At 43.7% G+C, this 25,509-nt stretch carries 28 protein-coding genes; 14 read left to right on the plus strand and 14 right to left on the minus strand.

The genetic code is table 11. The features are described from left to right. The first annotated feature begins 188 nt into the window (after positions 1-188). On the plus strand, positions 189-368 hold the full coding sequence (locus tag MSG34_RS08560) for a hypothetical protein (RefSeq protein WP_017061927.1): 180 nt from the start codon (positions 189-191) through the stop codon (positions 366-368). Between the two features lie 64 nt (positions 369-432). Here MSG34_RS08560 and cueR read toward each other — a convergent pair whose 3' ends face one another. The 5 genes from cueR to zipA all read right to left on the minus strand — a co-directional run bounded on the left by cueR (position 433) and on the right by zipA (position 6,691). Further along, positions 433-825: a Cu(I)-responsive transcriptional regulator gene (gene cueR, locus MSG34_RS08565; RefSeq protein ID WP_050643067.1), complete on the minus strand. Its 393-nt coding sequence runs from the start codon at positions 823-825 to the stop codon at positions 433-435. A gap of 93 nt (positions 826-918) precedes the next feature. Beyond that, a complete protein-coding gene (locus MSG34_RS08570; protein WP_248337026.1) occupies positions 919-1,734 on the minus strand; it encodes a DUF2057 family protein in 816 nt (271 codons plus the stop codon). Positions 1,735-1,856: 122 nt separating this feature from the next. Beyond that, entirely contained in the window at positions 1,857-3,017 is a 1,161-nt protein-coding gene (locus MSG34_RS08575) for a porin (RefSeq protein ID WP_248337028.1), read from the minus strand. Between the two features lie 525 nt (positions 3,018-3,542). After that, positions 3,543-5,555 (minus strand): NAD-dependent DNA ligase LigA, encoded by a 2,013-nt coding sequence (gene ligA, locus MSG34_RS08580; protein WP_248337030.1) that lies wholly within the window; start codon positions 5,553-5,555, stop codon positions 3,543-3,545. Positions 5,556-5,647: 92 nt separating this feature from the next. Then, on the minus strand, positions 5,648-6,691 hold the full coding sequence (gene zipA, locus MSG34_RS08585) for a cell division protein ZipA (RefSeq protein WP_248337032.1): 1,044 nt from the start codon (positions 6,689-6,691) through the stop codon (positions 5,648-5,650). A gap of 229 nt (positions 6,692-6,920) precedes the next feature. On the opposite strand from zipA, the gene cysZ reads away from it, so the two are divergent. The 5 genes from cysZ (at position 6,921) to crr (ending at position 11,909) form a co-directional block, all read left to right on the plus strand. Next, the gene (cysZ, locus tag MSG34_RS08590) at positions 6,921-7,679 is read left to right on the plus strand and encodes a sulfate transporter CysZ (RefSeq protein ID WP_048606520.1); all 759 of its coding nucleotides are present in this window, start codon (positions 6,921-6,923) and stop codon (positions 7,677-7,679) included. Between the two features lie 224 nt (positions 7,680-7,903). Then, positions 7,904-8,872, plus strand: coding sequence for a cysteine synthase A (gene cysK, locus MSG34_RS08595; RefSeq protein WP_017061934.1), 969 nt, complete (start codon positions 7,904-7,906; stop codon positions 8,870-8,872). 302 nt (positions 8,873-9,174) lie between these two features. After that, the gene (locus MSG34_RS08600) at positions 9,175-9,432 is read left to right on the plus strand and encodes an HPr family phosphocarrier protein (protein WP_004734263.1); all 258 of its coding nucleotides are present in this window, start codon (positions 9,175-9,177) and stop codon (positions 9,430-9,432) included. A gap of 136 nt (positions 9,433-9,568) precedes the next feature. Beyond that, a complete protein-coding gene (gene ptsI, locus MSG34_RS08605) occupies positions 9,569-11,293 on the plus strand; it encodes a phosphoenolpyruvate-protein phosphotransferase PtsI (RefSeq protein WP_017061935.1) in 1,725 nt (574 codons plus the stop codon). 106 nt (positions 11,294-11,399) lie between these two features. Further along, the gene (crr, locus tag MSG34_RS08610) at positions 11,400-11,909 is read left to right on the plus strand and encodes a PTS glucose transporter subunit IIA (RefSeq protein ID WP_004737851.1); all 510 of its coding nucleotides are present in this window, start codon (positions 11,400-11,402) and stop codon (positions 11,907-11,909) included. A gap of 599 nt (positions 11,910-12,508) precedes the next feature. On the opposite strand, the gene MSG34_RS08615 is transcribed toward crr, so the two are convergent. From MSG34_RS08615 to MSG34_RS08630, 4 genes are all read right to left on the minus strand, one after another. Beyond that, positions 12,509-13,642 (minus strand): flagellin, encoded by a 1,134-nt coding sequence (locus tag MSG34_RS08615; RefSeq protein ID WP_048659821.1) that lies wholly within the window; start codon positions 13,640-13,642, stop codon positions 12,509-12,511. A 297-nt stretch (positions 13,643-13,939) separates the two neighbouring features. Then, on the minus strand, positions 13,940-15,073 hold the full coding sequence (locus MSG34_RS08620) for a flagellin (protein WP_248337034.1): 1,134 nt from the start codon (positions 15,071-15,073) through the stop codon (positions 13,940-13,942). 121 nt (positions 15,074-15,194) lie between these two features. After that, positions 15,195-16,118, minus strand: a complete 924-nt coding sequence (locus MSG34_RS08625) for a Dyp-type peroxidase (protein WP_048606530.1) — start codon at positions 16,116-16,118, stop codon at positions 15,195-15,197. 66 nt (positions 16,119-16,184) lie between these two features. After that, positions 16,185-16,646 carry a DUF2919 domain-containing protein gene (locus MSG34_RS08630; protein WP_048612193.1) on the minus strand — a complete coding sequence of 154 codons (462 nt, stop codon included), beginning with the start codon at positions 16,644-16,646 and terminating at the stop codon, positions 16,185-16,187. Between the two features lie 109 nt (positions 16,647-16,755). Here MSG34_RS08630 and MSG34_RS08635 point away from each other — a divergent pair, with 109 nt between their 5' ends. Both MSG34_RS08635 and MSG34_RS08640 read left to right on the plus strand, forming a co-directional pair. Next, the gene (locus MSG34_RS08635) at positions 16,756-17,100 is read left to right on the plus strand and encodes a DUF2956 domain-containing protein (protein ID WP_172379893.1); all 345 of its coding nucleotides are present in this window, start codon (positions 16,756-16,758) and stop codon (positions 17,098-17,100) included. 12 nt (positions 17,101-17,112) lie between these two features. Further along, positions 17,113-17,445: a DUF4156 domain-containing protein gene (locus MSG34_RS08640; RefSeq protein WP_048616132.1), complete on the plus strand. Its 333-nt coding sequence runs from the start codon at positions 17,113-17,115 to the stop codon at positions 17,443-17,445. A 91-nt stretch (positions 17,446-17,536) separates the two neighbouring features. Here the strand turns inward: MSG34_RS08640 and MSG34_RS08645 are convergent, their stop codons facing one another. Next, positions 17,537-17,824, minus strand: coding sequence for a helix-turn-helix domain-containing protein (locus tag MSG34_RS08645; protein ID WP_004734273.1), 288 nt, complete (start codon positions 17,822-17,824; stop codon positions 17,537-17,539). Positions 17,825-18,029: 205 nt separating this feature from the next. Here MSG34_RS08645 and MSG34_RS08650 point away from each other — a divergent pair, with 205 nt between their 5' ends. From MSG34_RS08650 to MSG34_RS08665, 4 genes are all read left to right on the plus strand, one after another. Continuing rightward, complete coding sequence (locus tag MSG34_RS08650; protein WP_248337036.1) at positions 18,030-18,377, plus strand: ArsC family reductase; 348 nt, start codon at positions 18,030-18,032, stop codon at positions 18,375-18,377. 98 nt (positions 18,378-18,475) lie between these two features. Continuing rightward, positions 18,476-19,612: a succinyl-diaminopimelate desuccinylase gene (gene dapE / locus MSG34_RS08655; RefSeq protein WP_248337038.1), complete on the plus strand. Its 1,137-nt coding sequence runs from the start codon at positions 18,476-18,478 to the stop codon at positions 19,610-19,612. Between the two features lie 46 nt (positions 19,613-19,658). Next, on the plus strand, positions 19,659-20,333 hold the full coding sequence (locus MSG34_RS08660; RefSeq protein ID WP_248337040.1) for a M15 family metallopeptidase: 675 nt from the start codon (positions 19,659-19,661) through the stop codon (positions 20,331-20,333). Between the two features lie 8 nt (positions 20,334-20,341). Further along, on the plus strand, positions 20,342-20,551 hold the full coding sequence (locus MSG34_RS08665) for a DUF2897 family protein (protein WP_248337041.1): 210 nt from the start codon (positions 20,342-20,344) through the stop codon (positions 20,549-20,551). A gap of 148 nt (positions 20,552-20,699) precedes the next feature. On the opposite strand, the gene bamC is transcribed toward MSG34_RS08665, so the two are convergent. After that, positions 20,700-21,746 carry an outer membrane protein assembly factor BamC gene (bamC, locus tag MSG34_RS08670; RefSeq protein WP_248337043.1) on the minus strand — a complete coding sequence of 349 codons (1,047 nt, stop codon included), beginning with the start codon at positions 21,744-21,746 and terminating at the stop codon, positions 20,700-20,702. Positions 21,747-21,794: 48 nt separating this feature from the next. Next, positions 21,795-22,673, minus strand: coding sequence for a 4-hydroxy-tetrahydrodipicolinate synthase (dapA, locus tag MSG34_RS08675; protein WP_017060704.1), 879 nt, complete (start codon positions 22,671-22,673; stop codon positions 21,795-21,797). Between the two features lie 374 nt (positions 22,674-23,047). On the opposite strand from dapA, the gene MSG34_RS08680 reads away from it, so the two are divergent. Both MSG34_RS08680 and bcp read left to right on the plus strand, forming a co-directional pair. Further along, positions 23,048-23,590, plus strand: a complete 543-nt coding sequence (locus MSG34_RS08680; protein WP_017060705.1) for a glycine cleavage system protein R — start codon at positions 23,048-23,050, stop codon at positions 23,588-23,590. 12 nt (positions 23,591-23,602) lie between these two features. Then, on the plus strand, positions 23,603-24,073 hold the full coding sequence (gene bcp / locus MSG34_RS08685; protein WP_050649614.1) for a thioredoxin-dependent thiol peroxidase: 471 nt from the start codon (positions 23,603-23,605) through the stop codon (positions 24,071-24,073). A gap of 124 nt (positions 24,074-24,197) precedes the next feature. On the opposite strand, the gene MSG34_RS08690 is transcribed toward bcp, so the two are convergent. Next, the gene (locus tag MSG34_RS08690) at positions 24,198-25,274 is read right to left on the minus strand and encodes an AI-2E family transporter (RefSeq protein ID WP_248337045.1); all 1,077 of its coding nucleotides are present in this window, start codon (positions 25,272-25,274) and stop codon (positions 24,198-24,200) included. Further along, positions 25,267-25,506 carry a sulfurtransferase TusA family protein gene (locus MSG34_RS08695; protein ID WP_017060709.1) on the minus strand — a complete coding sequence of 80 codons (240 nt, stop codon included), beginning with the start codon at positions 25,504-25,506 and terminating at the stop codon, positions 25,267-25,269. The genes MSG34_RS08690 and MSG34_RS08695 overlap by 8 nt, the downstream gene beginning before the upstream one ends. Positions 25,507-25,509: the final 3 nt, after the last annotated feature.

The raw sequence follows: 25,509 nt of genomic DNA on the forward strand, positions 1-25,509 counted from the left end.
AAAGTTTGATTGAGCTAAAAAGATATAAGAAAGTTAGATTTATTATCCAATATATATATGAATAGTTAACCTTACTCTCGCTTATTTATAATTATTAAAAATGTTAAGTCCGTCCAATTTTTGAAATTTTCTTTTCCTTGTCCATACTTTCATTTATCTCAATCAGAGATAAACCTAATGGAGTTTGTATGAGACATTTTTTAATAATTCTAACGGCAATTTTCAGCTTGTCATTTGGAAGCGCTCTAGCGAGCAGCCAGTCTCCTGGTAACGGAAACATGGGGCCAATTGTTAAGTGTTCAGATGGTAACGCAGTCACTCATGTACCACTGTTGATCTGTAAACATTACGGCGGAAAGGTGCTGTGATAGGTGATTAAAGTCAGGCTAGTAATGTAATTGCTGCCTGACGATTATTTAGAACTGGAATAGCCTAACTGCGGCCAGATAGATTATTCAAGATGGGGCATTCCGTTGAAGTATCTCCAGGGCAGTCATGTACCCAAGATTGTAGCTGCACCTTCATCTTGTTTAACTCCGCAAGCTTCAACTCTATTTCATCTAACTTCTGAGTGGCCTTCTTCTTTACTTCGTAGCTTTCTCTGTTTGGATTCATTGCCAACTCGACAAGTGACTTACACTCTTCGAGCGTGAAACCAACCATTTTAGCTCTCAATACGAACTCTAACTGTTCGATATGAATCTCGCCATATTGCCTGTAACCATTTTCTGATCGGTGCGGTGGACTCATCATGCCTTTACTTTCGTAAAAACGAATGGATTTCGCTGTTGTACCAACACGTTTCGCTACTTCACCAATATTCACAATCTTACCTGTAAGCCTAAAATGAAAAACCGCAGTACTGCTGTTATACAATACTGCGGTTGAAAAACATAGCTAGAGACTTACGTTAGAAGCCTACTCTTGCTCTAACAGCCAAATCATAGTTTGAGATTTTTCTTCGCTGTCTAGCTTATTAAACCAATATGAAACCATTTCGATCTCTTTTGAGCCTTCTAGTGATGCTGGCGTCGCGTTCTTACGGTTTTGGAATGCCCAATCCGTCACTGCAGATTGCTCTTCTTTTGTCGCTTGTCCATACCAGTAGTTAACCATCTCCTGGGCTTGTGAAGCTTTTGGCTCTTCAGCAACCGCTGCTGCAACAGGTACCGCAACTGGAGCAACCGCCCCTGGGCTAACCGTAGTATTTGTGTTTCCTGTATTTACGATAGCTTCTACGTAGCCCGCAGGAATAGAAAACGAAATGCTGTTGGCATTTGAAACCTGAACATCAAAAATCAAATCTTTAAAAGGGGCTTCGTTAAACAATTCGTTAGATACTGGGAATTTTACGTACTGAGTTTGGGTACAAATATCACTACATGTCTCCGCTGATGCGGCATAAGGCTTTAACTGAACTTTTTTTTCCGCCCCTTTAACTAGGACAGAGCGATACTCGTTGTAATTTTTAAAATATTGCAACTCCATAGTTATATACGAGTCAGGAACAGCTTCATTTTTGGTTGGAGTAACGTAGTTCAACTCTAAAGATGAGTTAACCAGTTGACCTTGTCTTACTTCAAGTACATCAGGTGTTAGTGACTCACCAACAACTACTTGGTAATTTTGCTTACTTTCTATTCTTTTGACGGAGTCAGTAAAATCACTATTTGAATCCAATGTTGTACATCCAATTAAGAACAAAGGAATCGATGCTAAAACTATTTTTTTCATATTAACTACCTCGAGGTTTTCACCATAATATTATTCGATGCCTTTGGCTTCTTAGGCGTGCCATAAATGAAGATGCGCTGACTTACAAGCCAGCGCATTTCTTTACTATAAATATGCTTTTATTAGAAGCCGTATTCTAAGCCGATACGAGTAACAAACGTATCTGTGTTCACGATAGAACCGTCATCATCGGCATTGATATCGCGTTTAGCAATACGGATGTAAGGAACGAAACCGTTGTGAACATACATTAGCTGACCTGAAATAACGCTATCTTCATCGCCATTTTTAACACCATCAGTTTCTGATTCTAGGTTAGCTGCGTAGCCTAGTTTGAAGCCCCAAGGACCATTCCAGTACTGACCTATAACCGAGTAAGATGCTTGCTCTGACTTAGAGCCCCCTTGTACGTCAGATTCACCAGCTTTATAAGCTGCAGAGATACCGAAGCCTGCAGGAAGTGATGCTTCAAAACCGATTAGATAACCGAATGTATCAGCCATTTCTGCTGAGGTAGCAGCTACTGCTGCAGTCGGGTCACCAAAGTCAACACCAGTACCGCAACCAGTACCTACCAAACATGTGCCAGCAGCAGTTGCAGCTGTTCCAGCTTTCAGTTGACGATCTGTTTCAGTTTCAACAGCGGCATGGAAAGTAATCATATCTGCTAAGCGGTAATGAGCACCAGCACCGTAGAAGTAGTTATCTTTAACGCTTGAATCACCACGGCCTGTTGCTAAATTGAATGTAAAGCCATTCAAATCAGCAGAATCATATCGAGCCATGTCTCCATGACGGTCTCGGTTGTATTTAACATCACCGCCCCAGTCCCATACTGCACCCAAACCAGGGTTAGCGTAAGGCCAGTCAATTACTTCATACATTGGCGTCAACATACGACCAAAACGTACTTTACCCCAGTCACCTTGTAGGCCTAAGAACGTATCACGGTTACCTAATGTCGCACCGTCACCGTTTTCACCCACATAGCCAGATTCGATTTGCATGAATACGTTCACGTTTTCGAACATATCTTTACTTGCACGGAAACCGATACGAGATTCATTTTCGTAATCATAACCGGTACCTGTGTCTTTTTTAACGCCAGCTTTGGTTTGCTCTGAATCGTAGTTCACAACAGAAATAGCTGCAACGCCATAAGCTTGTACATTAAAGTCAGAAATAATACCTACCTGAGATGACTCTGTTGCAGCAAACGCTCCTGAAGAAATCATCGCTACCGCAGCGCCTAGTAAAGTACGTTTGAAATTTTTGTTTTCCATGGAATAAAACTCCTAAAAATGGATATAGCTGTTTGAATATTTCCCGCCTAAAGTTGGCCGCCGTAGAGAGAAATACCTTTTCTTGTTTGAGAACCCTTAACTCTGAATTCTCTATTTCCTTTCTGGTTATGCACATCGTGTGCATCCATGGCATTAAGACTAACTTCGCCCTCAAAAAGATCAATGAGAACTTAATTTTCATCTAAAAAAATATGAGTTGGTGCAAATTTAGTAGGTACTTAGTGATCCAGATCGACAAATTGTAAAGCTCACAACCAAAAAGTATAAAAGATTTAAATATCAGTCATTTAACGAAAGGCTGCACTTATAAAGATAGAAGTGACTCGCATTTTTGATACAACTATAATGGTATTTCATTAATGTTGAGCAACGTCACTGTCCTGATTTTAGAGTTCGTATAGGAACAAAATTCTCAACAATTAAAAAGCCCTCATTTTTATATCAGAAACAAAAAAGGCACTCCCTTGAAAGGAGTGCCTTTGAGCTTTTTTTATCTGTATTTACTTACGAAATAAGGGCTATTAGATCTTCTTCTGTTCTTATTTCGATACCTAAATCTTGTGCTTTAGTTAATTTAGAACCCGCCGCTTCACCGGCAAACAATATGTCCGTTTTCTTAGATACGCTACCCGTAACTTTCGCTCCCAATGCTTGCAATGCCGCTTTGGCTTCACTGCGACCCAGTTGAGAAAGTGACCCGGTCAACACAACAACCTTACCTTCTAGTGGTAGCTCTTGGTCATCCGCAGCTTCTTCGATGACAGGCCAGTTAACGCCAAGTTCTATCAGCTGATCGACTACCGCTCTGTTTTTCTCTTGTGAAAAGAAGCTTGTGATATGGCTAGCGACGATGTCACCAATATCGGACACTTCAACTAATTTTTCATGCGTTGCGGCTTGAACCAGTTCCAGCGTTTTAAAGTGTTGCGCCAAGTTCATAGCCGTCGCTTCGCCCACTTCTCGAATACCTAGCGAATAAAGGAAACGTGCCAATGTTGTGTCTTTGGCTTTATTAAGCGCACTCACCACATTTTGCGCAGATTTAGGCCCCATGCGGTCAAGAACTGTAATCACACCTGCGCTGAGCTTGAACAGGTCAGCGGGCGTTTCTACCATTTCACGGTCTACAAGCTGCTCTATCACCTTTACACCAAGACCATCGACATCCAACGCCTTTCTCGACACAAAGTGCTTAAGCGCTTCTTTACGCTGCGCCTGACACACCAAACCGCCAGTACAACGCGCTACCGCTTCGCCCTCTACGCGCTCAACTGCAGAATTACATACAGGGCAAGCATCAGGGAAAACAATGTCTCTAGCTGTTTCAGGGCGACGATCTTGTACAACAGCCACAATTTGCGGAATAACATCACCAGCTCGGCGAATAATAACGCTGTCGCCTACCTTCACGCCTAAACGAGCAATCTCATCGGCATTATGAAGGGTGGCATTACTAACCGTCACGCCGCCTACGAAGATAGGTTCTAGTTTAGCAACCGGCGTAATAGCGCCAGTGCGGCCCACCTGAAATTCAACGTCATTGAGCAGTGTAATCTCTTCTTGAGCTGGGAACTTGTAAGCAATCGCCCAACGTGGTGCTCTAGCAACAAAGCCAAGCACTTCTTGAGCCGCGATATCGTCGACTTTGATAACAACGCCATCAATCTCGTAAGCCAGCGCATCACGACGAGTCATAATATCTTGGTAATAGGCTTTCACGTCTTCAAGAGAGCTCAGTTGCTTAGTCTCGGGACACATAGGTAAGCCCCAACCTTTAAGCTGTAAGAAGCGTTGGTAGTGACTATTTGATAGCTCAGCGCCTTGAACAACACCGACACTGTATGCGTAGAAAGCCAGCGGACGTTTCGCTGTAATACGAGAATCAAGCTGACGCAGGCTACCTGCAGCGGCATTACGTGGGTTAACAAAGACTTTCTCGCCTTTCTTCAACGCCATCTCATTCAACTTATCGAAACCCGCTTTTGGCATAAACACTTCGCCACGAACTTCAATACGCTCCGGCCAGCCTTCACCTTGCAACTTAAGTGGGATCGAGCTGATAGTACGCACGTTTTCAGTGATGTTTTCACCCGTCGCACCGTCACCACGTGTCGCAGCCTGAACTAAAGTACCATTCACATAGAGTAGGCTAACTGCAAGGCCATCAAGCTTAGGTTCACAACAGAAAGTCTTGAGGTTAGCGGTTGGCGCTCTATCAGACATTCGCTTATTGAACGCATCCAAATCTTCATCAGAGAAAGCATTGTCCAGAGAAAGCATTGGGATCTCATGAGTCACTTGAGTGAAACCATCGAGAGGCTGACCACCAACGCGTTGGCTCGGAGAATCTACCGTCACTAGCTCTGGACTCTCTTCTTCGATCTTTAGTAATTGTTGCATTAAGCGATCGTACTCGACATCAGGGATCTCAGGGCTATCTTCTACGTAATAACGAACGGCGTGATAATGCAGAGTTTCTCTTAACTGCTCTAAGGTAACTTGAATCGATTCTTTCATATCATTCTCTGTCGTGATTGAAATATCAAAAAGGGCTCCCTTAGGAGCCCTTTTCTATAAATATAGATTATTTACAAGGCTAAACAATACGGCTAGGCATTCGATGCCGTCATAAAGTCTCTGATTTGCTTGCGGTAGTCAGATAAACGGTTTGGTGTCATTAAGTTGCGTGACTCATCCAACACGTTTCCGCCCATATCGTCGGCAATTTTCTGCGCCGCACTCAGCATCACATTGAAGTTTTGGTCAGCTTGACCGTAACAAGGTAGCGTCATAAAGAACGAAATACCTTTCGTCGTGAAGTCAGCAGGATCATCATGTTCTAGCGTTCCTGGCTGCATCATGTTCGCTACGCTGAAAATAACCTTTGGAGCGTCTGTAGATTGTGCAAAGCAGTGGTAGATAGACATCTCACCATAAGTTAAACCGTTGTTCTCCATGCTGCGGAAAAGTTCAGTCCCAACGAACGGGATCTCTCCAGCACAGTGAACATTAAGAACAATCACTTCTAAGCCAAGTTCTTCATCTGGCTGAGTTTCTTCAACAGGCGCACTTTGCGGAGTCACGACTTGTTTCGCAACAACTGGCTCTCGTTGAGTAAGCGTTTCGTTTGGAACGACTGGCTCATCAACTGTCTCAGAAGGTTCTTCAAACGAACCGTACTGTTCTTTAAAGCCGGCATGGTTTTCTTTTTGCTCGTCAGTCAACTCAAAGCTTGGAACTTCAGGCTCAACGACCTTCTCTTCCTCAATCACTTCAGGTTCACTTTCAACCTTAACTGGGTCTTCTACGCTGAAGGAAGGAAGATCATTCAATTCGATGTCATCTTCGTAAGCTTCTTTCGCTTGTGGCGCTGTTAGAGGATCTGAGTCGATCAGCGGATCAGTCTCAGAGGGTGAAACAGCAAAATCCGGCTCTTTACGTTCTTTTCGGATTATCTCAAAATCATCTTCTGGGGCGAATGAACGGTTTGGAATAGTTTCTGCTTCATCTAAGCTGTCGTTATCAAGCTTACCGAGCGGCTTATCTCCAAACTTTGCTTTCCCTTCTTTTTTACTCGTCCATAGACCATGGAACAATAATGCGGCGATAGCTAATGCGCCAACAATAATGAGTACAAATCGCAATTCCTGCATTTTTCGCTCTCAGCTTTCTTAGTCAACTAGCTATAAACACGCTGTCACTAAGTTGGGTTAATTTGGCTAATCTCACTACTCTATCAAAAGTAGCCACTGTTTTAGAACAACTTAATACAATTAGTTCCTTACATGGTGTGATTTTCACCACGCTTTTTTTCTTAATTTCGGTCGAGTACACTAGACATGTTTGCTATTTAACCAAATTCACATGTGACCTAATTTAAATATGACTATTGAATCTGTTCCCCGCTCCGGCTTTGGCTATTTTATTTTCGGAATAAAAATCGCTTTATCACCGAGCATTCGTAAGTTTGTACTAATGCCACTTATCGCGAACGTGTTACTCGTTGGTGGTGCCTTGTTTTACATCTTCTCCAACCTAAACACTTGGATTGAAGGTTGGATTGGTGCATTGCCAAGTTTCTTGTCGTGGTTGTCATACATTTTATGGCCATTACTTGTGTTAACCGTCTTGGCCACATTCTCGTATTTCTTTAGTACGCTCGCTAACTTCATTGCCGCACCGTTCAACGGTTTACTCGCGGAAAAAGTTGAAGAGTTGTTGAGCGGTAAAAAAGTTAATGACGAAGGTTTACTTGATGTTCTCAAAGATACCCCACGTATATTAGCGAGAGAATGGCGCAAGCTTGTCTACATTCTGCCAAAAGCGATCGGTTTATTCCTGCTTTTGTTAATTCCAGCACTAGGACAAACCGTTGCACCGTTTTTATGGTTCATTTTCACAGCATGGATGTTAGCGATCCAATACGCCGACTACCCATTCGATAACCATAAAATCAAGTTTGATGACATGAGAAACAATTTGAAACAAAAACAAGGCAAGAGCTACAGCTTTGGCGCGCTTGTTTCTGTGTTCACCACAATTCCAATTCTAAACCTGATCGTAATGCCCGTTGCCGTTTGCGGCGCGACGGCAATGTGGGTTGCTGAGTTTAAAGACCAAGCTCTGCGTTCTCGTCTATAACCCTTCCTACACTCCCTAGTCTCGCCTATCTTTTTGAAGTTCTGATTTCAATATAGATAGGCGTGAATTCTGCTACATATCTATATGATATAACTTTTTAATCCTTTTACCTTTTTTTCAACTTGTTTAATCTAAATTCAAGCTGAATAAACATCGTAAGACACTAGACGGTAAAGTGATTGATATACTACGTTTAGTTCTGTCATTAAATGAAGGAATATCGCATGAGCAAGATCTACGAAGACAACACCCTAACGATTGGTAACACACCTCTAGTCCGCCTTAACAAAGTAAGCAAAGGTAACGTCCTAGCTAAGATCGAAGCTCGTAACCCAAGCTTCAGTGTTAAGTGTCGTATCGGTTCAAACATGATCTGGGAAGCAGAAAAAGCAGGTACGCTTAAGCCAGGTATCGAGCTTGTTGAGCCTACCAGTGGTAACACAGGTGTTGCACTTGCATTCGTAGCAGCAGCACGCGGTTACAAACTAACGCTAACTATGCCTGAATCAATGAGCCTAGAACGTCGTAAGCTGCTTAAAGCGCTTGGCGCAAACCTAGTGCTAACTGAAGCACCAAAAGGCATGAACGGCGCGATTGCTAAAGCAGAAGAGATTGTTGCTTCAGACCCAGACAAGTACCTACTACTTCAACAGTTCAACAACCCAGCCAACCCACAGATTCACGAACAGACGACTGGTCCTGAAATTTGGGAAGCAACAGACGGCGAAATCGATGTGTTTGTCGCGGGTGTAGGTACAGGCGGTACTATCACAGGTACAAGTCGTTACATTAAAGGTGAAAAAGGCAAAGCGATCACTTCAGTAGCGGTTGAACCAGCAGAGTCTCCAGTGATTGCACAGGCACTTGCAGGCGAAGAAATCAAACCAGCTCCACACAAAATTCAAGGTATCGGCGCAGGTTTCATCCCTGGAAACCTAGATTTAGAGATTATTGACCGTGTTGAATCGGTAACTTCTGAAGAAGCGATTGAGATGGCTCAACGCCTAATGAAAGAAGAAGGTATTCTTGCAGGCATCTCATCTGGCGCGGCAGTTGTAGCAGCGAACAGAATCGCCGAACTACCTGAATTTGCAGGAAAAACCATCGTTACCGTACTACCAAGTTCTGGTGAGCGTTACCTAAGCACAGCCCTATTTGCTGGCATCTTTACGGAAAAAGAGAACCAACAATAATATGTGGTCAAATCAATTTTTCGTCCAAAAAAGCCCCGTTTAGGGGCTTTTTTGTTGATCCCTGCCCCACCTTTGGTAATATCGGGTCTGTTTTATTTTTCGCTTCAAAATAAAAGAAGCAATAAACAAATTCTGAAAGTCATGAGTACTCAACAAAAGACGACCATGGCTGGATAAAAATTTATAACCAGTCTAAGTTCTAACACGAACATGGCGTACTAGCCTCTAGCGCATTTGGGCTAAAGCAGTTAAGCTAATCTGGTTACAAACTTACAAAAAATAAATTAATTGGGGTATATAAAATGTACGAGAAGCAAGTAGAAATCACAGCAGAAAACGGTCTTCACACTCGTCCAGCTGCACAGTTCGTTAAAGAAGCAAAATCTTTCGACGCTGACATCACAGTGACTTCTAACGGCAAAAGCGCTAGCGCGAAAAGCCTGTTCAAACTACAAACTTTAGGCCTAGTAAAAGGTACTAACGTTACTATTTCAGCTGAAGGTCCTCAAGCTCAGCAAGCAGTAGACCACCTAGTTGCTCTTATGGATCAACTACACTAATACGGTCTCCTTCTTTCAAAGCCATTTTGCATAGCAAAGTGGCTTTGTTCGAAATAGATAGGAATAAGCGCGACATTAGTCGACGACTTAAAGTCACACACTCTCCCGTTTACAGTTGAACAACTAAGGTAAGGCTATGATTTCAGGCATCCTAGCATCTCCTGGTATTGCTTTCGGTAAAGCACTACTACTTCAAGAAGATGAAATTGTCCTAAACACTCAATCTATCTCTGACGACCAAGTTGAAGCAGAAGTACAGCGTTTCTTTGACGCTCGTAACAAATCTTCTCAGCAACTTGAAGTTGTTAAGCAAAAAGCACTTGAAACTTTTGGCGAAGAAAAAGAAGCAATCTTTGAAGGCCACATCATGCTGCTTGAAGATGAAGAGCTAGAAGAAGAGATTTTAGCACTCATCAAGAAAGACAAAATGCACGCAGACAACGCGATCCACACTGTGATCGAAGAGCAAGCTGTTGCATTAGAGTCTCTTGATGATGAGTACCTAAAAGAACGTGCAACTGATATCCGTGATATCGGTACTCGTTTCGTTAAAAATGCTCTAGGCATCAACATTGTATCTCTAGCAGATATCAATGAAGAAGTTATCCTAGTTGCTTACGACCTAACGCCATCTGAAACTGCACAAATCAACCTAGACTACGTTCTTGGTTTTGCTTGTGACATCGGCGGTCGTACTTCTCATACTTCAATCATGGCACGTTCTCTTGAGCTTCCAGCTATCGTTGGTACTAACGATATCACTAAGCAAGTTAAGAACGGCGACATGCTTGTGCTAGACGCGATGAACAACAAGATCATCATCAACCCTTCAGATGCTGAATTAGCAGAAGCTAAGAAAATCAAAGAAGATTTCGAAGCAGAAGCGGTTGAACTAGCAAAACTAAAAGATTTACATGCTGAAACTCTAGACGGTCACCGTGTAGAAGTTTGTGGCAACATCGGTACAGTAAAAGACTGTGACGGTATCCTGCGTAACGGCGGTGAAGGCGTTGGTCTGTACCGTACTGAGTTCCTATTTATGGACCGTGACGCGCTTCCTACTGAAGAAGAGCAATACGTTGCTTACAAAGAAGTAGCTGAAGCAATGGAAGGCGAGTCAGTGATTATCCGTACTATGGATATCGGTGGCGATAAAGACCTACCATACATGGACCTTCCACAAGAGATGAACCCTTTCCTAGGCTGGCGTGCAGTACGTATCAGCTTGGATCGTCGTGAAATCCTACGTGACCAACTACGTGGTATCCTACGTGCTTCTGCACACGGTAAACTACGTATCATGTTCCCAATGATCATTTCTGTTGAAGAGATCCGTGAACTGAAAAAAGCAATCGAAGAGTACAAAGTTGAACTTCGCGCTGAAGGCCTAGCTTTCGATGAAGAAATCGAAATCGGCGTAATGGTTGAGACTCCAGCAGCTGCTGCAATCGCACACCACCTAGCGAAAGAAGTATCTTTCTTCTCTATCGGTACTAACGACCTAACGCAATACACTCTTGCGGTAGACCGCGGTAACGAAATGATTTCTCACCTATACAACCCACTATCTCCTGCTGTTCTTACAGTAATCAAGCAAGTGATCGACGCATCACATGCTGAAGGTAAGTGGACTGGTATGTGTGGTGAGCTTGCTGGTGATGAACGTGCAACGCTACTTCTTCTTGGTATGGGTCTAGATGAGTTCTCTATGAGCGGCATCTCTATCCCTAAAGTGAAGAAAGTAATCCGTAACTCTAACTTCGCTGAAGTTAAAGCTATGGCTGACGAAGCACTATCTCTACCTACAGCTGCAGAAATTGAAGCTTGCGTAGAAAAATTCATCGCTGAGAAAACTCAGTAATCGCCAAATGCTTAATAAAGTTAGACGGCTAAAAATAGTCGTCTAATTTGTTAGATTGGTATAGTATATTCTACAGAATAAAACTAAACGTTAGGAGCATGACACAATGGGTCTGTTTGACAAACTGAAAAAGCTTGTATCTGATGACAGCGCTGATGCTGGTGCAATCGAAATCATCGCACCTCTTTCTGGTGAAATCGTAAACATCGAAGACGTGCCAGATGTAGTTTTCGCTGAAAAAATCGTTGGTGACGGCATCGCTATCAAACCAGCTGGCGACAAAATGGTAGCTCCAGTTAACGGTACTATCGGTAAGATCTTCGAAACTAACCACGCATTCTCTATCGAGTCTGACGACGGTGTTGAGCTTTTCGTTCACTTCGGTATCGATACTGTTGAACTTAAAGGCGAAGGCTTCACTCGTGTAGCTGAAGAAGGTCAATCTGTTAAAGCTGGTGACACTATCATCACTTTCGACCTAGCGCTTCTAGAAGAGAAAGCGAAATCTACGCTTACTCCAGTTGTTATCTCTAACATGGACGAAATCAAGGAGCTGAACAAGCTTTCTGGTTCTGTAACTGTTGGCGAAACTCCAGTTCTTAAAGTAACTAAGTAATCTCGATTACTTATCTGCTTTAATTAAAACGCTACCTAAGGGTGGCGTTTTTTGTGCCTGCTATTCACATGCCAGGCTACCAACTACGTTACCCCTCTCTGGCGGCTAAACCTCCCTTCTTTTTCATCCCCTTAACGAACCTAGATCCCTGATATCTAGTTCGACTCAATTCTGGAATGACGGGGAGCGCTCAACTGACTTATAAAAACTTCACGAATACGAAAAACAAACCTGAAATACCAACCTCTCGTTAGAAGCGAGATTCCTGATACCTCGTTCTACTCGGTTCTGGAATGACGATAAAAGTCTTTGTTCTAACTAAGCCGTTACTTACGACTACCACCACACTTATATTGCAAAGCAATAGGGTCATCATCGCCCTAACTCCGTCATTCCCTACAGTGAGGAACGAACGCGATAGGGAATCTCGCTTTTGCTCCTGCCTACCAACATTGCACTTCCCCAAATACACCTTCGCCAAATTGCAGGCAATAAAAAACCCAGCCGAAGCTGGGTCTGTTTAGTGCTCATCTCTCACCACGAGCTAATTTGTGGAAGCCTAACGTTAACGCCTTTGGTCAACGTGGCCTTTCAATCGATTAACCTAGTAGGCTAAGTGCCGAGTTCGGCGCTTGCTTCGCTTGAGCAAGAATCGAGCTTGAAGCTTGAGAAAGGATCTGAGACTTAGTCATCTGAGTCGTTTCTTTCGCGAAATCGGTATCTTTAATACGGCTCTTAGATGCGTTAACGTTCTCGTTAATGTTGTCTAAGTTGCTGATAGCGTGGTCGAAACGGTTTTGGAAAGCACCTAGCTCAGCACGGTGGCTGTCTACATACTTAAGTGCCGCATCGATAACTGCTACAGACTCTTGTGCGCCGCCAACTGATGTTACGTCAATAGTATCAACCGTTACGTCTTTGCCAGGTTGCATGCCTAGTTCGCCAGCAAGGCTGCCAGAGAATGCCACTTCGCCTTCAACTTTGTTGTTACCAGTAAACATTTGTAGCTTACCGTCTTCAGTTACAGACGCTTTAACAGAATCTTGTTGACCATTGATGTACGTTGCTAGCTCTTCGATGTCGTCACCCGCTTTTGCGCTGATGTCGATTTCTTGTGCTTGGCCGAAGTTATCAGTGAACGACAGTTTTAGGTCGTTAGAGCCTGCTTGAACGTTCCAATCTTTGTCTTTCGCGTTCTCAGTTTGGTAGCTCTTACCACCCATCTGAGCGTTGTCAGAGCGCATGTCTTTCAGTTGAAGCATTACCGCTTCACCGTTATCCGCACCGATTTGGAATGATTTAGTACCGTGAGTACCGTTAAGCAGCTTGTTGCCACCAAAAGACGTCGTTTCCGCAATACGGTTTAGTTCGTCGTTCAGTGCTGTTACTTCTTCTTGAATCGCTACACGCTCAGATTTTGAGTTTGAGCCGTTTGAAGATTGTAGAGACAAATCACGCATACGTTGCAGGATGTTCGTTGTCTCGTTCATTGCACCTTCAGCAGTTTGTGCAATTGAGATACCGTCGTTCGCGTTACGTACAGCAACATCAAGGCCGCGGCTCTGAACGTTCAAACGGTTCGAGATTTGTAGGCCCGCAGCGTCATCTTTTGCGCTGTTGATTTTTGAGCCTGAAGCTAGACGCTCCATTGATGTTTGTTGTGCGCTGTTTGCGTTGTTTAGGTAACGTTGCGCTGTCATCGCTGAAACGTTTGTATTTACATTCACTGCCATGGTGATTTCTCCAATTGATTTTCCGGTATAGCGGTTTCCGACGTCTCGGAAAACCAAGTAGTTCTCTCAAAGTTACTTTTAATAACGGCGTGATTGGCGAAACCTTTAGGAAAAAAACAACAAAATTAAAGAAATAGCGGTAAAACAGAAGAAAGCGTGACTGGTCGTAAAATTATCGAAAAAAGATGAGAAAATCGCTAAAGTTGCCGGGAAGTCAGTCGAGTGAGAGATTGTATTTTTATTCGCCAAAAAACACTGGCTAAGCTGAAATGCCTTTATAAGATTCGAGGTAATTCATTAACCTAATAACGTTAAAGCTAGATTCGGCGCTTGCTTGGCTTGAGCGAGTATCGTTGTGCTCACTTGCTGCAGTATTTGTTGCTTGAGCATTTGAGTGGTTTCTTTCGCGTAGTCGGTATCTTTGATTCGACTGTTTGATGTCGCCAAGTTCTCATGAACGTTTTCAAGATTATTAATGGCATGATCAAAGCGGTTTTGCATTGCCCCTAATTCAGAGCGATGGCTATCGACATACTTCATCGCCGTATCCAAAATAGAGACGGCACGCTGAGCACCACCCACATCCGTTACATTGATGTCATCGACTGATTCGTAATAACCCGCAGACATTGAAAGCTCACTGGCTAACGAACCTGAAAAAGAGATCGTACCCGCGGTATCTTCACCAGACATATAAATCTGAAGCTGTCCGTCATCATTGACAGAAGCTGATACGAGATCCGTTTGACCATTAATGTAAGTCGCCAACTCTTCGATATCATCACCCGCTTTCGCGTTGATGGTGATTTCTTGTGGCTGACCAAAACGATCAGTAAACGACATCGTCATATCATTCTGGTTTGATTTCACTTCCCATGAATCACTGGCCATGCCATTAGCAACGTAGCTAAAGCCGCCCATGTTGATGTCATCAGTACGCATACTTTTCAAACCAATCTGCACGGCTTCGCCCGAACTGCCGCCGATTTGAAACGAGGTGTGCCCAAAACTACCGTTAAGGAGCTTTTTACTACCAAATGAAGTGGTTTCGGCAATTCGATTCAGCTCGTCATTTAAGGCAGTAACTTCTTCTTGAATAGCGATTCGTTCCGATGAACTATTCGAGCCGTTACTCGCTTGTAGGGATAAGTCTCGCATGCGCTGCATGATATTAGTGGTTTCATTCATCGCTCCTTCTGCAGTCTGCATAATCGAGATACCGTCGTTAGCATTTCGAACGGCAACATCAATGCCACTCATCTGTGCTTCTAATCGATTTGAGATCTGTAAGCCAGCCGCATCGTCTTTTGCGCTATTAATACGGCTCCCTGAAGCTAAGCGCTCCAAAGATTGGTTCAGCATGTTATTAGCATTAGAGAGGTTTCTCTGAGCCACTAACGCCGAGACATTCGTATTAACAGTGATAGCCATAGACCTTCGCTTACAAAAAGATGAATAAAACTCACGATTGCTCTTATATCGACCAGTTCATATAAAGCTTTAATAAAAAAGGAGCCCTGAGGCTCCCTTTCTTTGCTGCAGATGAGACGATTTACTTAATCGTTAATGCACTCAACATATCAGTTGAAGGTGCAAAGTAGTAAGCGCCAGTCACTGCTTTGGTAAAGCGAAGCAGTTGGTCTGTTTTGCCATCTGTTGCGCCGTACATGCTCTCTAACATCGCATCGAAGTTATGACGAACATTACAGTAAGCAATGAACAATAAACCGTGGTCGCCCGTAGCAGTACCGTAAGGTAGGCTGTGGCGAACAATCTTAAGCCCCTTGCCTTCTTCTTTGATATCCACACGGCCAACGTGAGACGCCGCAGGAACATCATCTAACTCAATTGAATCAGGTTTAGTTCGGCCAATCACTTTCTCTTGTGCCGATACATTCAAACGATTCCAAGCTGGCAGGTTGTGCACAAAACGCTGCACCATCACATAACTACCACCAGCGAATTCACCCTCAGGCACAATAGCGACTTCAGCACGTTGTGCATCTTTCGGGTTTTCAGTGCCATCAACAAAGTCTGTCATGTCACGAGAGTCTAGGAAGCGGTAACCATAAGTTTCATCAACCACTTCAACATCAGCCGCTACTTCAGATAGCAATTTACGCAAGATAAAGAAGTGCAGATCATGTCGGTTTGAATGACAGTGAATCAGAACGTCAGACAGTGTGCTCGGCGCGGTGATATCACCTTCACCCAGCGCAGGGAAGTCGATCAAATCAGCGGGCGCTGCTTGCTCGAACTTATCCCAAAAAGCTTTTGAGAACGCAACCGATGCCGTTAAGTTCGCATCAGGTTGAGTTTGGTTTAGTTCGTCGATTAAACTCGGAAGCTTTTGAAGTTCCGCTAAAACATTAGCAGCGTTAGCATTCACTTTCAGTTGAACATAAAGAGCGAAAGGCCCAGCTTCTGGCAAGATAGCGCTTTGAATTTTAGGCTGCTCATTTGAGATGTTAAGCATAGATTAATCCTTTCATTTTTTAGCTTCTAAGTATAATTGGGAATGGGACAAATGTTTTGATGAGAATCAGTCTTCGTGCTCAACCACTTTAAAGCAATCCCTAGCAGCATGGCTATTAGTCAGGTAAAGCGATAACCATAAAAGCAGCAATAAAGTGATGCCATTGGACCAGCGGAACCATCCATTATCCAAATAGATCAAATAAATCGTATGTGAGCCCTGCGCCAAGATAGCCGTCATGGTGACCCAACGCCCCCACGACACGACTTTATTGAGGCGTTTTCTATCTGGCGATCTTAGTCCAAATAGCCACATCAGTAGCAAACTAGGCACACTCAACGCGATCCCAACATAAAACATTTGATGATCTGGATAGATAATTTCGAGTATGTCAGTGCCTGACTCTCGGCTTGCTCCTGCGACAATGAAAACAACCAAAGCTTTCGCCAGAAACAGCCAACCTAACCATAATAGGATTGGGGCTTTTAAAAAGCCGTGCTTATCGTATTGTTCTATGGAGTACCGCACAAATCTCACTTTCAGTTGTTTTCAAACCAACACTTTAACGCAAATCATTCATACTTAACTAGCTTTGCGTTATCTTAGTAGCCAATCCGTTTTAATTATCGAACTCAGTATGAAAAAGAAAACTAATACGCCGTCTGTTGAATCTCAACAAGAAGCACTGAAGATAGCCAAAGCGACTCAAAAGCCAGCTCAAACCAAAGAACAAACCAAGTTGATTGCTCAAGGTATCGAGAAAGGCATCGCACTGTACAAGAAACAGCAAAAAGAGCGCAGTCGCCAAGCCGACAAAGCAAAAAAGCGTGTACAGAAAGAGAAACAAACTCAACAGACTAATCAAGACCAAGAACAGAATGTCGACACGAGTGTTGAAACAACATCAAATCACGGCAACAAATTACCGTGGCTACTACTGATCGCTAGCTGGATAGGCTTCGCGATTTATTTGATGAAATAACAGGGTAATCGTATGAAAAAGGAATTAATCGCTTTAGCTATGAGTGGTGCATTGTTAGGTTGCACGACACCAACATCAATACCTCATAGCGAAGCTGACAAAGTGCAAATGGATTACCACGGTGTGATTAATATCGAGCAATGCGAGTATAAAGGGGAAGTCACAGGCAGCGAAGGCCATTGGTACAGCTACCTGTTTTACCCGAATGACACATTGATTCAAGGCGCCATGAATGAACTCAAGTCGAATACGATTGAGCTAGGCGCAGATACCGTGATATTCACACTTCCCCAAGATTTTTCGACTTCCGTGACTATGTTGGGAACTGCCTATCTGTGTAAGTAAATAGAAACGTAATGGGGTAGCTCACCATTCACATTAGCGAGATGCTCCCTACTATTTCTATTCTAAAAAAAGAAAGCCAGCTTTCGCTGGCTTATGCACTAAATCCAAGGCTTGTTGCTATATCGCCTTTACGCTGGATAACCCATTGACTGTCAAATGGCCCCCAGTCGGATAACTGGTAATAGCCATCATTATGACGTCGCCCATCTTGAACAAACATAAGTTCGATACCGATCCCCGGTAACGCCTTGAGTACATCTTGAATAGTACGACGAGGCCACCCCGTTTTTTCGATGAGTTTAGGCACATTTGGCCTATCAAGGCTTTCCACTAACAATGCTAAATATAGCCGCCTTGCAAAAACAGGACTCAACTCCATTGACACCTCCTATATATGTGCAGCTCAATTATTTCTTTTTTCGCTGACAACATGTTGAGGCTGATCAATAAGTCTCCAATAGTGACATTTTCTTACGCTTTTTTTTCACTCTATGAAATATTCATCACTCTATTTTGTCTGAGTTGCCGCTTCCTGATAGGATTCAACTCATAACAATGAAATAAAATCACTCAAAGGAAGAATAATGACTATCACCATGTTTGGTATCCCAAATTGCGACACCATTAAAAAAGCAAAGAAATGGCTCGAAGCTGAAGGTATCGAGTTCGAATTTCACGATTATCGCAAACAAGGCATCACAGAAGAGCTAGTAACAAGCTTCTGTTCTGAGCTAGGTTGGGAGCTTGTGCTAAACAAACGTGGTACGACTTATCGTCAACTTTCTCAAGAACAGAAAGACACCCTAACAGAAGAAAAAGCGGTGACTTTGCTTGTTGAACAACCTGCAATGATCAAGCGCCCAATCTTAAAAGTAGAGGACAAGCTTCACATCGGATTTAAAGCCGACCAATACGCGGCTATTTTTGCTTAGATCGTTGTATTTACATAGACAGACAACAGGACGTTGATCATTGAATCAGCGCCTAAAAATTAATGACTAGACGTTTTATTTAAACAAGGAATTCAAGGATGACAGATAGCCCAACTTTGGCTCTGGCAAAAGACCTAATCAGCCGTCAATCGGTAACACCAGAAGATGCAGGCTGCCAAGACCTGATGATTGAACGCTTAAAAGCACTCGACTTTGAAATCGAAGTGATGGTATTTGAAGATACGACGAACTTCTGGGCTCGCCGTGGTACTGAAGCGCCTCTGTTTGCTTTTGCTGGTCACACTGATGTGGTGCCTGCAGGCCCAATCGAACAGTGGAACACCAAGCCATTCGAACCGACTATCGTAGACGGTTTCCTACATGGACGTGGCGCTGCGGATATGAAAGGCTCTCTGGCTTCAATGATTGTTGCAGTCGAGCAGTTCATTGCCAAACACCCTGACCACACAGGCTCAATTGGTTTCCTGATCACTTCAGATGAGGAAGGTCCTTTCATCAACGGTACAGTACGTGTTGTTGAAGCATTAATGGCGCGCGGTGAAAACATCGATATGTGTATCGTCGGTGAACCATCGAGCACTGAGTTCGTGGGTGATGTCGTGAAGAACGGCCGTCGTGGCTCTATCACTGGCGACCTAACGATTAAAGGTACACAAGGCCATGTTGCCTACCCTCACCTTGCGAATAACCCGGTACACAGCTCTCTACTTGCAATCAACGAGTTGGCAACGACTGAGTGGGATAAAGGTAATGACTACTTCCCACCAACCAGTTTCCAAATCCCTAATGTAAGCGCAGGTACGGGTGCTTCAAACGTGATTCCTGGCGAGTTTAATGTTCAGTTTAACCTGCGTTTTAGCACAGAGTTAAGCAACGACATCATCGTTGAACGAATCACAACGACGCTCGATAAGTACGACTTCGAATACGATCTGAAATGGACCTTCAATGGCGACCCGTTCTTAACAGACGCTGGTTCATTGCTTGATGCTATTGTCGATGCCGTCGGTAACGTGAATGATGTTAAGCCAGCGCTGCTTACCACAGGTGGTACATCTGACGGTCGCTTTATTGCGCGCATGAAGGGGCAAGTGGTAGAACTAGGTCCTGTTAACGCAACGATTCACAAGGTTAACGAATGCGTGAAAGTGGCAGATTTAGAAAAGCTAACTGACATGTACGAAAGAACATTAGTGAACCTGTTCGCTAAATAGTTCTTTCATTAGCGATTCATAGCATCTAATTATTGAGAGACACGTTATGACACCAGAGCAGCTAACCGGACAATCAGATTCTCACCTAGAACCTAGCCTCATTGGCAGCAAAACCTTCTTGGTTCACCGTGAGGTCAAAGATGACCTAAACAATTTGATTGAGGCTGCTCAACTTGCTGGTTTCAAAATGGAAATTGCCAGTGGCTTTCGCGACTACGCAAGGCAATCTCTGATTTGGAACCGTAAGTTTTCTGGTGAAGCGCCAATATTGGATTCAGAGAGCCAACCACTTGATGCTTCAGCACTCAGTGAACATCAGAAATTGTCGGCAATCCTGAGGTGGTCTGCCCTTCCCGGAGCGAGCCGTCACCATTGGGGTTGTGACTTTGATGTCTTTGCTCGAAACGACTTACCTGAAGGCACACAGCTGCAATTAGAGCCATGGGAATACCTTACTGGCCACCAGCAGGCATTTTACCAATGGCTATCTGTTCACGCTTCGCAATTTGGGTTCTTTTTTCCTTATAGCGAAGATCTCGGTGGTGTGGCGGTCGAACCATGGCATATCAGCCATCGCAAAGTATCGGAGTCGTGTTTATCACAGTTATCTCCGACTTTACTTGGCAAGCAACTCCAATCTAAGCCAATATTAGGGTATGAGATTATTATGGAGCAGCTAGACGAGATCTATGCGCGCTTCGTAGCGAATATCAGTCATTAGGAGCGCTTATGTTGGAGTGGCTTACAAACCCTTGGGTTATCATCATCATCGTGGTTAGCGTTGTGGTGGGCAACATCGCAGCGCTCAAACAGACCGCCAATATGGATCTGACGGGACGTGGTAAAACTGAGCGAGACTTAGATAAGCTCAATCGCTTGGATAAACTTAACCAAGAGAAAGCTGAAAAAGAAGAATCCAAAGACAATAAAAACGCATAGTTTTTTTCTTTGGCTAATCAGCTTGATTGACTAATATAGCCTGATGACAACGAATACAAAAAAAGAGGACACAGTGTGTCCTCTTTTTTATTGGCTTGAGCTAATCACAAGGCTGATTTAACTCAGCTCTGTGACGGCTTAAGTGCAACTACTCAGCTTTCGCTTCTTTGTCATCTTTGGTTTGGTCAGCAATATGCGCCAGTACCGGAACCATTGATTTAAGCAGCTCTTCTTCTACTGGCTTACCTGATGCATCCGTTACGTTGATTGACGTACGGTTGCCAAGATCACCAAATAGGAAGTTGTAAGTGCCTGGCGCTAAGTCGATAGGCTGTAGGCCAATTTCTTCCCAGAACTCATCATCTGGTGCTGCGTACTTCGCCTTCACCGTACCCTGAGATTGATTGCGTTCTTCAAGCTCAAAGCCCATTTCAGGCAACAAGTTAGGCAGACGCTGCCAGAATACATTGTATGGCGTACGAGCAATAATCACAGGGAAACCACTACGGTCAGCACCCATTGAAATTGGAATGCGCTTCACCAACTCTTGCGCTTTCAGCGCCGCTTCAGCACGAAGGTTTTCATCGTACTTAGCCATAACTAGGTTGGTCAGGAACGCGTTGTAACGCTCTTTATTGGTTGCCGTTACTGGTTTCTCTTCAGTACCTTCACGCCAATCAATCAGATTAATCTTGAAGCCATGACGGTTGTTTGCTTGGAAACGAGAGATAGAGTAGCGGCTGCCAATCTCTACGTCTTCATCTTCAGAAACCCAAGTTACCCAATCGGTCTCAATCTCATTCTCTGATTGCTCACGAATACCAATGCCACGCTGAGCCAGCATATCTACAGCCGTTTGCCACACGCGGTCAGCCTCTTCAGCACGAAGAAGCCATAGTGTCACTTCACCGTTTTGACGCTCAGCACGAGCACCCGGGATCAGTTCAAGAACCTGTTGCGGTGGACGAATATCCACTTCACGACCTGTACCACCACTGAATTCACCGCTTGGGATGTCAAAATTTGGGTAGAACTGAGGCTGAGCATCTTCAGGCAACTGCCATTGTGAAAACTCAGGTGTTTCTAAGTATTCGAAATCATCTTTGGCTTGGCGACGTTGAGTCGGGCTGCCAGAACATGCTGTAAGAACGAAAACAGCCAGTGACCCAATCACTAGCTGGTGAGAATACTTCATTTATACTCCTAAATGCCGAAGGTTCGCTTCGGCATCACTTCATACGTTTTAGTAAATGCACGCTTCAGTCATTGCTTGAGCAACAACAGGTTGAGCTGGCTCTGACAGTTCAGTCAGCGGTAGACGTAAGCCACCTTCAGCAATCAGACCCATTTTATGAACCGCCCATTTTACGGGAATAGGGTTAGACTCAACGAACAAATTCTTATGTAGAGGCATCAAACGCTCATTGATCGCTTCTGCTTCTTCAAACTTACCTTCTTTCGCTAGCTTGAACATGGTTGCCATATCAGCGGCTGCAACATTATTCGTTACAGAAATCACGCCATCGCCACCACGCTTAACAAATTCTAGACCTGTTAAGTCATCACCACTTAGTAAGATAAAGTCTTCGCCACAAAGTTCACGGTGAATTGCAATTCTGTCGAGATCACCCGTCGCATCTTTAAGTGCAACGATGTTTTCGATCTCAGCAAGGCGAGCAACCGTTTCTGGAAGCAAGTCTACCGCAGTACGACCTGGAACATTGTATAGGATTTGTGGAACGTCACTGACTTCAGCAATCGCTTTGTAGTGTTGGTACAAACCTTCTTGAGTCGGTTTGTTGTAGTAAGGCGTTACACTCAGGCAACCAGCAATACCAGAACCATTCAACAAACGGCTGAATAGAACAGATTCGTGAGTTGCATTTGCACCTGTACCAGCGATAACGGGAATACGACCATCAGCAAATTCAACGATCTTATTGACGACTTTGACATGCTCTTCAATAGTGAGTGTTGAAGACTCACCTGTTGTGCCAACCGCAACCAGACCATCACTACCTGCAGCAATATGGTGCTCAACTAACTTTTTAAGGCTGTCGAAATCCACTTCACCATCTGTATTAAATGGCGTAACTAGCGCAACGATACTTCCTGAAAACATGTCTATCTCCCTTAATTTATTCTTTTTGCATGTTACTGTAAGCCAATCAATAAACACAAGACATTAAAGTGGCTTACCGGCAACATCTGCATTAAATATTGTCGTATGTTTGAGGTAAAACGACTTCTAACGGCGTTCTACCTAAAATTTGGGTAACCTGCACTCAATCTAGCGGATAGCACATCACTGGATGTCAGTAACAAGTAAGCTGTGCTCTCATCGCTCTATCTCATTTTTTAACGCGCTCGATATTCTTATCATTGGTTGCATGTTCGAAGCAAGGTCGCTCATAAAAAGCCCCGCCCGCACGCTTATTCCACGAGCTAACTGTGCTAACATGCATGAATCAATGGAATATAAAGAGACGTGATTTTATGACTCAACATCTAGTAATCACAGCTGTGGGCACTGATCGCCCAGGTGTATGCAACCAAGTGGTTCATTTAGTCACCCAATCAGGCTGTAACATTATTGATAGCCGTATCGCCCTGTTTGGCGAAGAATTTACGCTTATCATGCTGCTGTCTGGAAAGGCAAACAACATTACCCGCGTTGAAACCACCTTGCCCTTGCTTGGACAAGAGCACGACTTGATTACGATTATGAAGCGAACCTCAACTCATGATGTTATTGAGAACTCTTACACAGTAGAGGTGTTCGTTGAGTCAGACGATAAAATCGGACTTACTGAGCAGTTTACCCAGTTCTTCGCAGACCGAAACATCGGCCTCGATTCGTTAAGTGCACGAACCATCAATAAGTCTAAGGTTCAACTCGATAACGACCAATTCCATATCTCTATTACCGCTTCTGTGCAATCAGAATGTAACTTGATGCAGCTACAAGAAGAATTCGATTCGCTGTGTCAGAGCCTATCAGTCCAAGGCTCGCTCAACTTTATCAAAAACAGTCTTTAAAAAGGAAATGTCATGAATACGCTAACGGCTGGTGTTCCAGCACCTGCTTTTTCTCTTCCAGATCAAGATGGCAATATCGTATCTCTTGGTGACTTCAAAGGTAAAAAAGTACTTTTCTATTTTTACCCAAAAGCAATGACTCCAGGTTGTATTGTGCAAGCGGAAGGCCTGCGTGATATCAAAGCACAGCTTGATGAACTAAACGTGGTTGTTCTAGGTGTGAGTGTTGACCCAGTAAAACGTCTACCAAACTTCGTTGAGAAGAAATCTCTAAACTTCACCCTGCTATCTGATGAAGACCACAGCGTTGCTGAACAGTTTGGTGTTTGGGGCGAGAAGAAATTCATGGGTAAAGTATACGATGGTCTGCACCGTATTAGCTTCCTAATTGATGAAGAAGGCCAGATTGAACACGTCTTCAACAAGTTCAAGACTAAGACTCACCACGAAGTGGTTCTAGATTACTTCAATCAAGAAGCTTAAGGGCTATTTGAGTGAGTTAATGACTTAGATTCACCACTCTCTAAGGCAATAGCAACACTCATTAAGCTAAGAGCAAAAAGGCCGAACATCATGGATGTTCGGCCTTTTTCTATAACAAGATCAATTACTTTTGATGTTCGGGGTCATCGTCTAATGCGTGACTCGGTAAGGCATTCCAAACCGCCTTAACTAACGTTGCCAACGGGATAGCAAAGAACACGCCCCAGAATCCCCACAGTCCACCAAACACTAACACGGCAACAATAATAGCCACTGGGTGCAGGTTCACCGCTTCAGAGAAAAGAACCGGAACGAGCACGTTGCCATCTAGCGCTTGGATAATACCGTAAGCGAGAAGCAGCCAGTAAAACTGAGGCTCTAATCCCCATTGGAACAAACCAACGATCGCCACCGGAATAGTCACAGCTGCCGCACCGATATAAGGAATTAGTACCGAGAAACCAACCGCGACAGCCAACAAGACTGAATAGCGCAGATCCAGAATCGCGAAGGTTACGTAGCTGACACCACCAACGATTAAAATCTCTAAGACTTTACCGCGAATATAGTTCGAGATTTGCTGGTTCATCTCTTCCCATACTTTGGTCGCTAAACGACGATTTCGAGGAAGTACACCGCTCGCCATTCTGATCATCTCTTCTTTGTCTTTTAACAAGAAGAAGATAAGCAGTGGTACAAGAATCAAGTAAACCGCCAAGGTCGCTAAGCTCACAAGAGAAGCAAGAGAGCCTTTGACAACACTTTCACCAAAACCTAACGCTTTATTCTTGGCGTTAGACATAATGGACTCAACGATCTGCAGGTTGGCTAATTCTGGATAGCGTTCAGGTATCGTTGCAATGAAGTTTTGTAAACTGCCATACATGCTTGGGATGTCATTGATTAGGTTACCTACTTGTTCCCAAATGGTTGGTACCAAGCCAAAGATCGCAAGTAGCATCACGCTAAAGAACATCATGATCACCAACATCACCGAGGGCGTTCTTGGAACACCGAGTCTTTGAAGTTGGGTAACAGGCCACTCAAGCAAATAAGCCAACACAATCGCAACCAAGAGTGGTGCAATTAGGTGACCAAAGAAGTAGATCGTAATAAAGCCGAAGAGAATGATGGCAACCAAACTGACAGCATGGGGATCAGAGAAACGTCGTTTATACCAACGATTGACCATTTCAAGCATCTGACTGCAATTCCTTTTTAGTGACGAGGAGATGATGGTAATTAGAGCAAACCTCAGTGATGACGTCATAGGCTTGCTTAGACAAATAAGTAACAATATCTTTCATCGAGCTGTTATCAGAGACATAAATTGACAATGATTGCCCTACTTCTAACTTTACACTGTGACGCTTGGCTAATAATAGCGCCATTGGACAGCGCTCTTGGCGTAAATCTAGAATATTAGGTGTCATTCT

Source organism: Vibrio sp. 1CM2L (assembly GCF_023161695.1).
Lineage (GTDB): Bacteria > Pseudomonadota > Gammaproteobacteria > Enterobacterales > Vibrionaceae > Vibrio > Vibrio coralliirubri.

Bases quoted from the DNA above. Each gene is read 5' to 3' on its own strand.
- MSG34_RS08560 (WP_017061927.1), top strand. From the start codon at position 189: ATGAGACATTTTTTAATAATTCTAACGGCAATTTTCAGCTTGTCATTT.
- MSG34_RS08570 (WP_248337026.1), bottom strand. From the start codon at position 1,734: ATGAAAAAAATAGTTTTAGCATCGATTCCTTTGTTCTTAATTGGATGT.
- MSG34_RS08575 (WP_248337028.1), bottom strand. From the start codon at position 3,017: ATGGAAAACAAAAATTTCAAACGTACTTTACTAGGCGCTGCGGTAGCG.
- ligA (WP_248337030.1), bottom strand. From the start codon at position 5,555: ATGAAAGAATCGATTCAAGTTACCTTAGAGCAGTTAAGAGAAACTCTG.
- zipA (WP_248337032.1), bottom strand. From the start codon at position 6,691: ATGCAGGAATTGCGATTTGTACTCATTATTGTTGGCGCATTAGCTATC.
- cysZ (WP_048606520.1), top strand. From the start codon at position 6,921: ATGACTATTGAATCTGTTCCCCGCTCCGGCTTTGGCTATTTTATTTTC.
- cysK (WP_017061934.1), top strand. From the start codon at position 7,904: ATGAGCAAGATCTACGAAGACAACACCCTAACGATTGGTAACACACCT.
- MSG34_RS08600 (WP_004734263.1), top strand. From the start codon at position 9,175: ATGTACGAGAAGCAAGTAGAAATCACAGCAGAAAACGGTCTTCACACT.
- ptsI (WP_017061935.1), top strand. From the start codon at position 9,569: ATGATTTCAGGCATCCTAGCATCTCCTGGTATTGCTTTCGGTAAAGCA.
- crr (WP_004737851.1), top strand. From the start codon at position 11,400: ATGGGTCTGTTTGACAAACTGAAAAAGCTTGTATCTGATGACAGCGCT.
- MSG34_RS08615 (WP_048659821.1), bottom strand. From the start codon at position 13,642: ATGGCAGTGAATGTAAATACAAACGTTTCAGCGATGACAGCGCAACGT.
- MSG34_RS08620 (WP_248337034.1), bottom strand. From the start codon at position 15,073: ATGGCTATCACTGTTAATACGAATGTCTCGGCGTTAGTGGCTCAGAGA.
- MSG34_RS08625 (WP_048606530.1), bottom strand. From the start codon at position 16,118: ATGCTTAACATCTCAAATGAGCAGCCTAAAATTCAAAGCGCTATCTTG.
- MSG34_RS08635 (WP_172379893.1), top strand. From the start codon at position 16,756: ATGAAAAAGAAAACTAATACGCCGTCTGTTGAATCTCAACAAGAAGCA.
- MSG34_RS08640 (WP_048616132.1), top strand. From the start codon at position 17,113: ATGAAAAAGGAATTAATCGCTTTAGCTATGAGTGGTGCATTGTTAGGT.
- MSG34_RS08645 (WP_004734273.1), bottom strand. From the start codon at position 17,824: ATGGAGTTGAGTCCTGTTTTTGCAAGGCGGCTATATTTAGCATTGTTA.
- MSG34_RS08650 (WP_248337036.1), top strand. From the start codon at position 18,030: ATGACTATCACCATGTTTGGTATCCCAAATTGCGACACCATTAAAAAA.
- dapE (WP_248337038.1), top strand. From the start codon at position 18,476: ATGACAGATAGCCCAACTTTGGCTCTGGCAAAAGACCTAATCAGCCGT.
- MSG34_RS08660 (WP_248337040.1), top strand. From the start codon at position 19,659: ATGACACCAGAGCAGCTAACCGGACAATCAGATTCTCACCTAGAACCT.
- MSG34_RS08665 (WP_248337041.1), top strand. From the start codon at position 20,342: ATGTTGGAGTGGCTTACAAACCCTTGGGTTATCATCATCATCGTGGTT.
- bamC (WP_248337043.1), bottom strand. From the start codon at position 21,746: ATGAAGTATTCTCACCAGCTAGTGATTGGGTCACTGGCTGTTTTCGTT.
- dapA (WP_017060704.1), bottom strand. From the start codon at position 22,673: ATGTTTTCAGGAAGTATCGTTGCGCTAGTTACGCCATTTAATACAGAT.
- MSG34_RS08680 (WP_017060705.1), top strand. From the start codon at position 23,048: ATGACTCAACATCTAGTAATCACAGCTGTGGGCACTGATCGCCCAGGT.
- bcp (WP_050649614.1), top strand. From the start codon at position 23,603: ATGAATACGCTAACGGCTGGTGTTCCAGCACCTGCTTTTTCTCTTCCA.
- MSG34_RS08690 (WP_248337045.1), bottom strand. From the start codon at position 25,274: ATGCTTGAAATGGTCAATCGTTGGTATAAACGACGTTTCTCTGATCCC.
- MSG34_RS08695 (WP_017060709.1), bottom strand. From the start codon at position 25,506: ATGACACCTAATATTCTAGATTTACGCCAAGAGCGCTGTCCAATGGCG.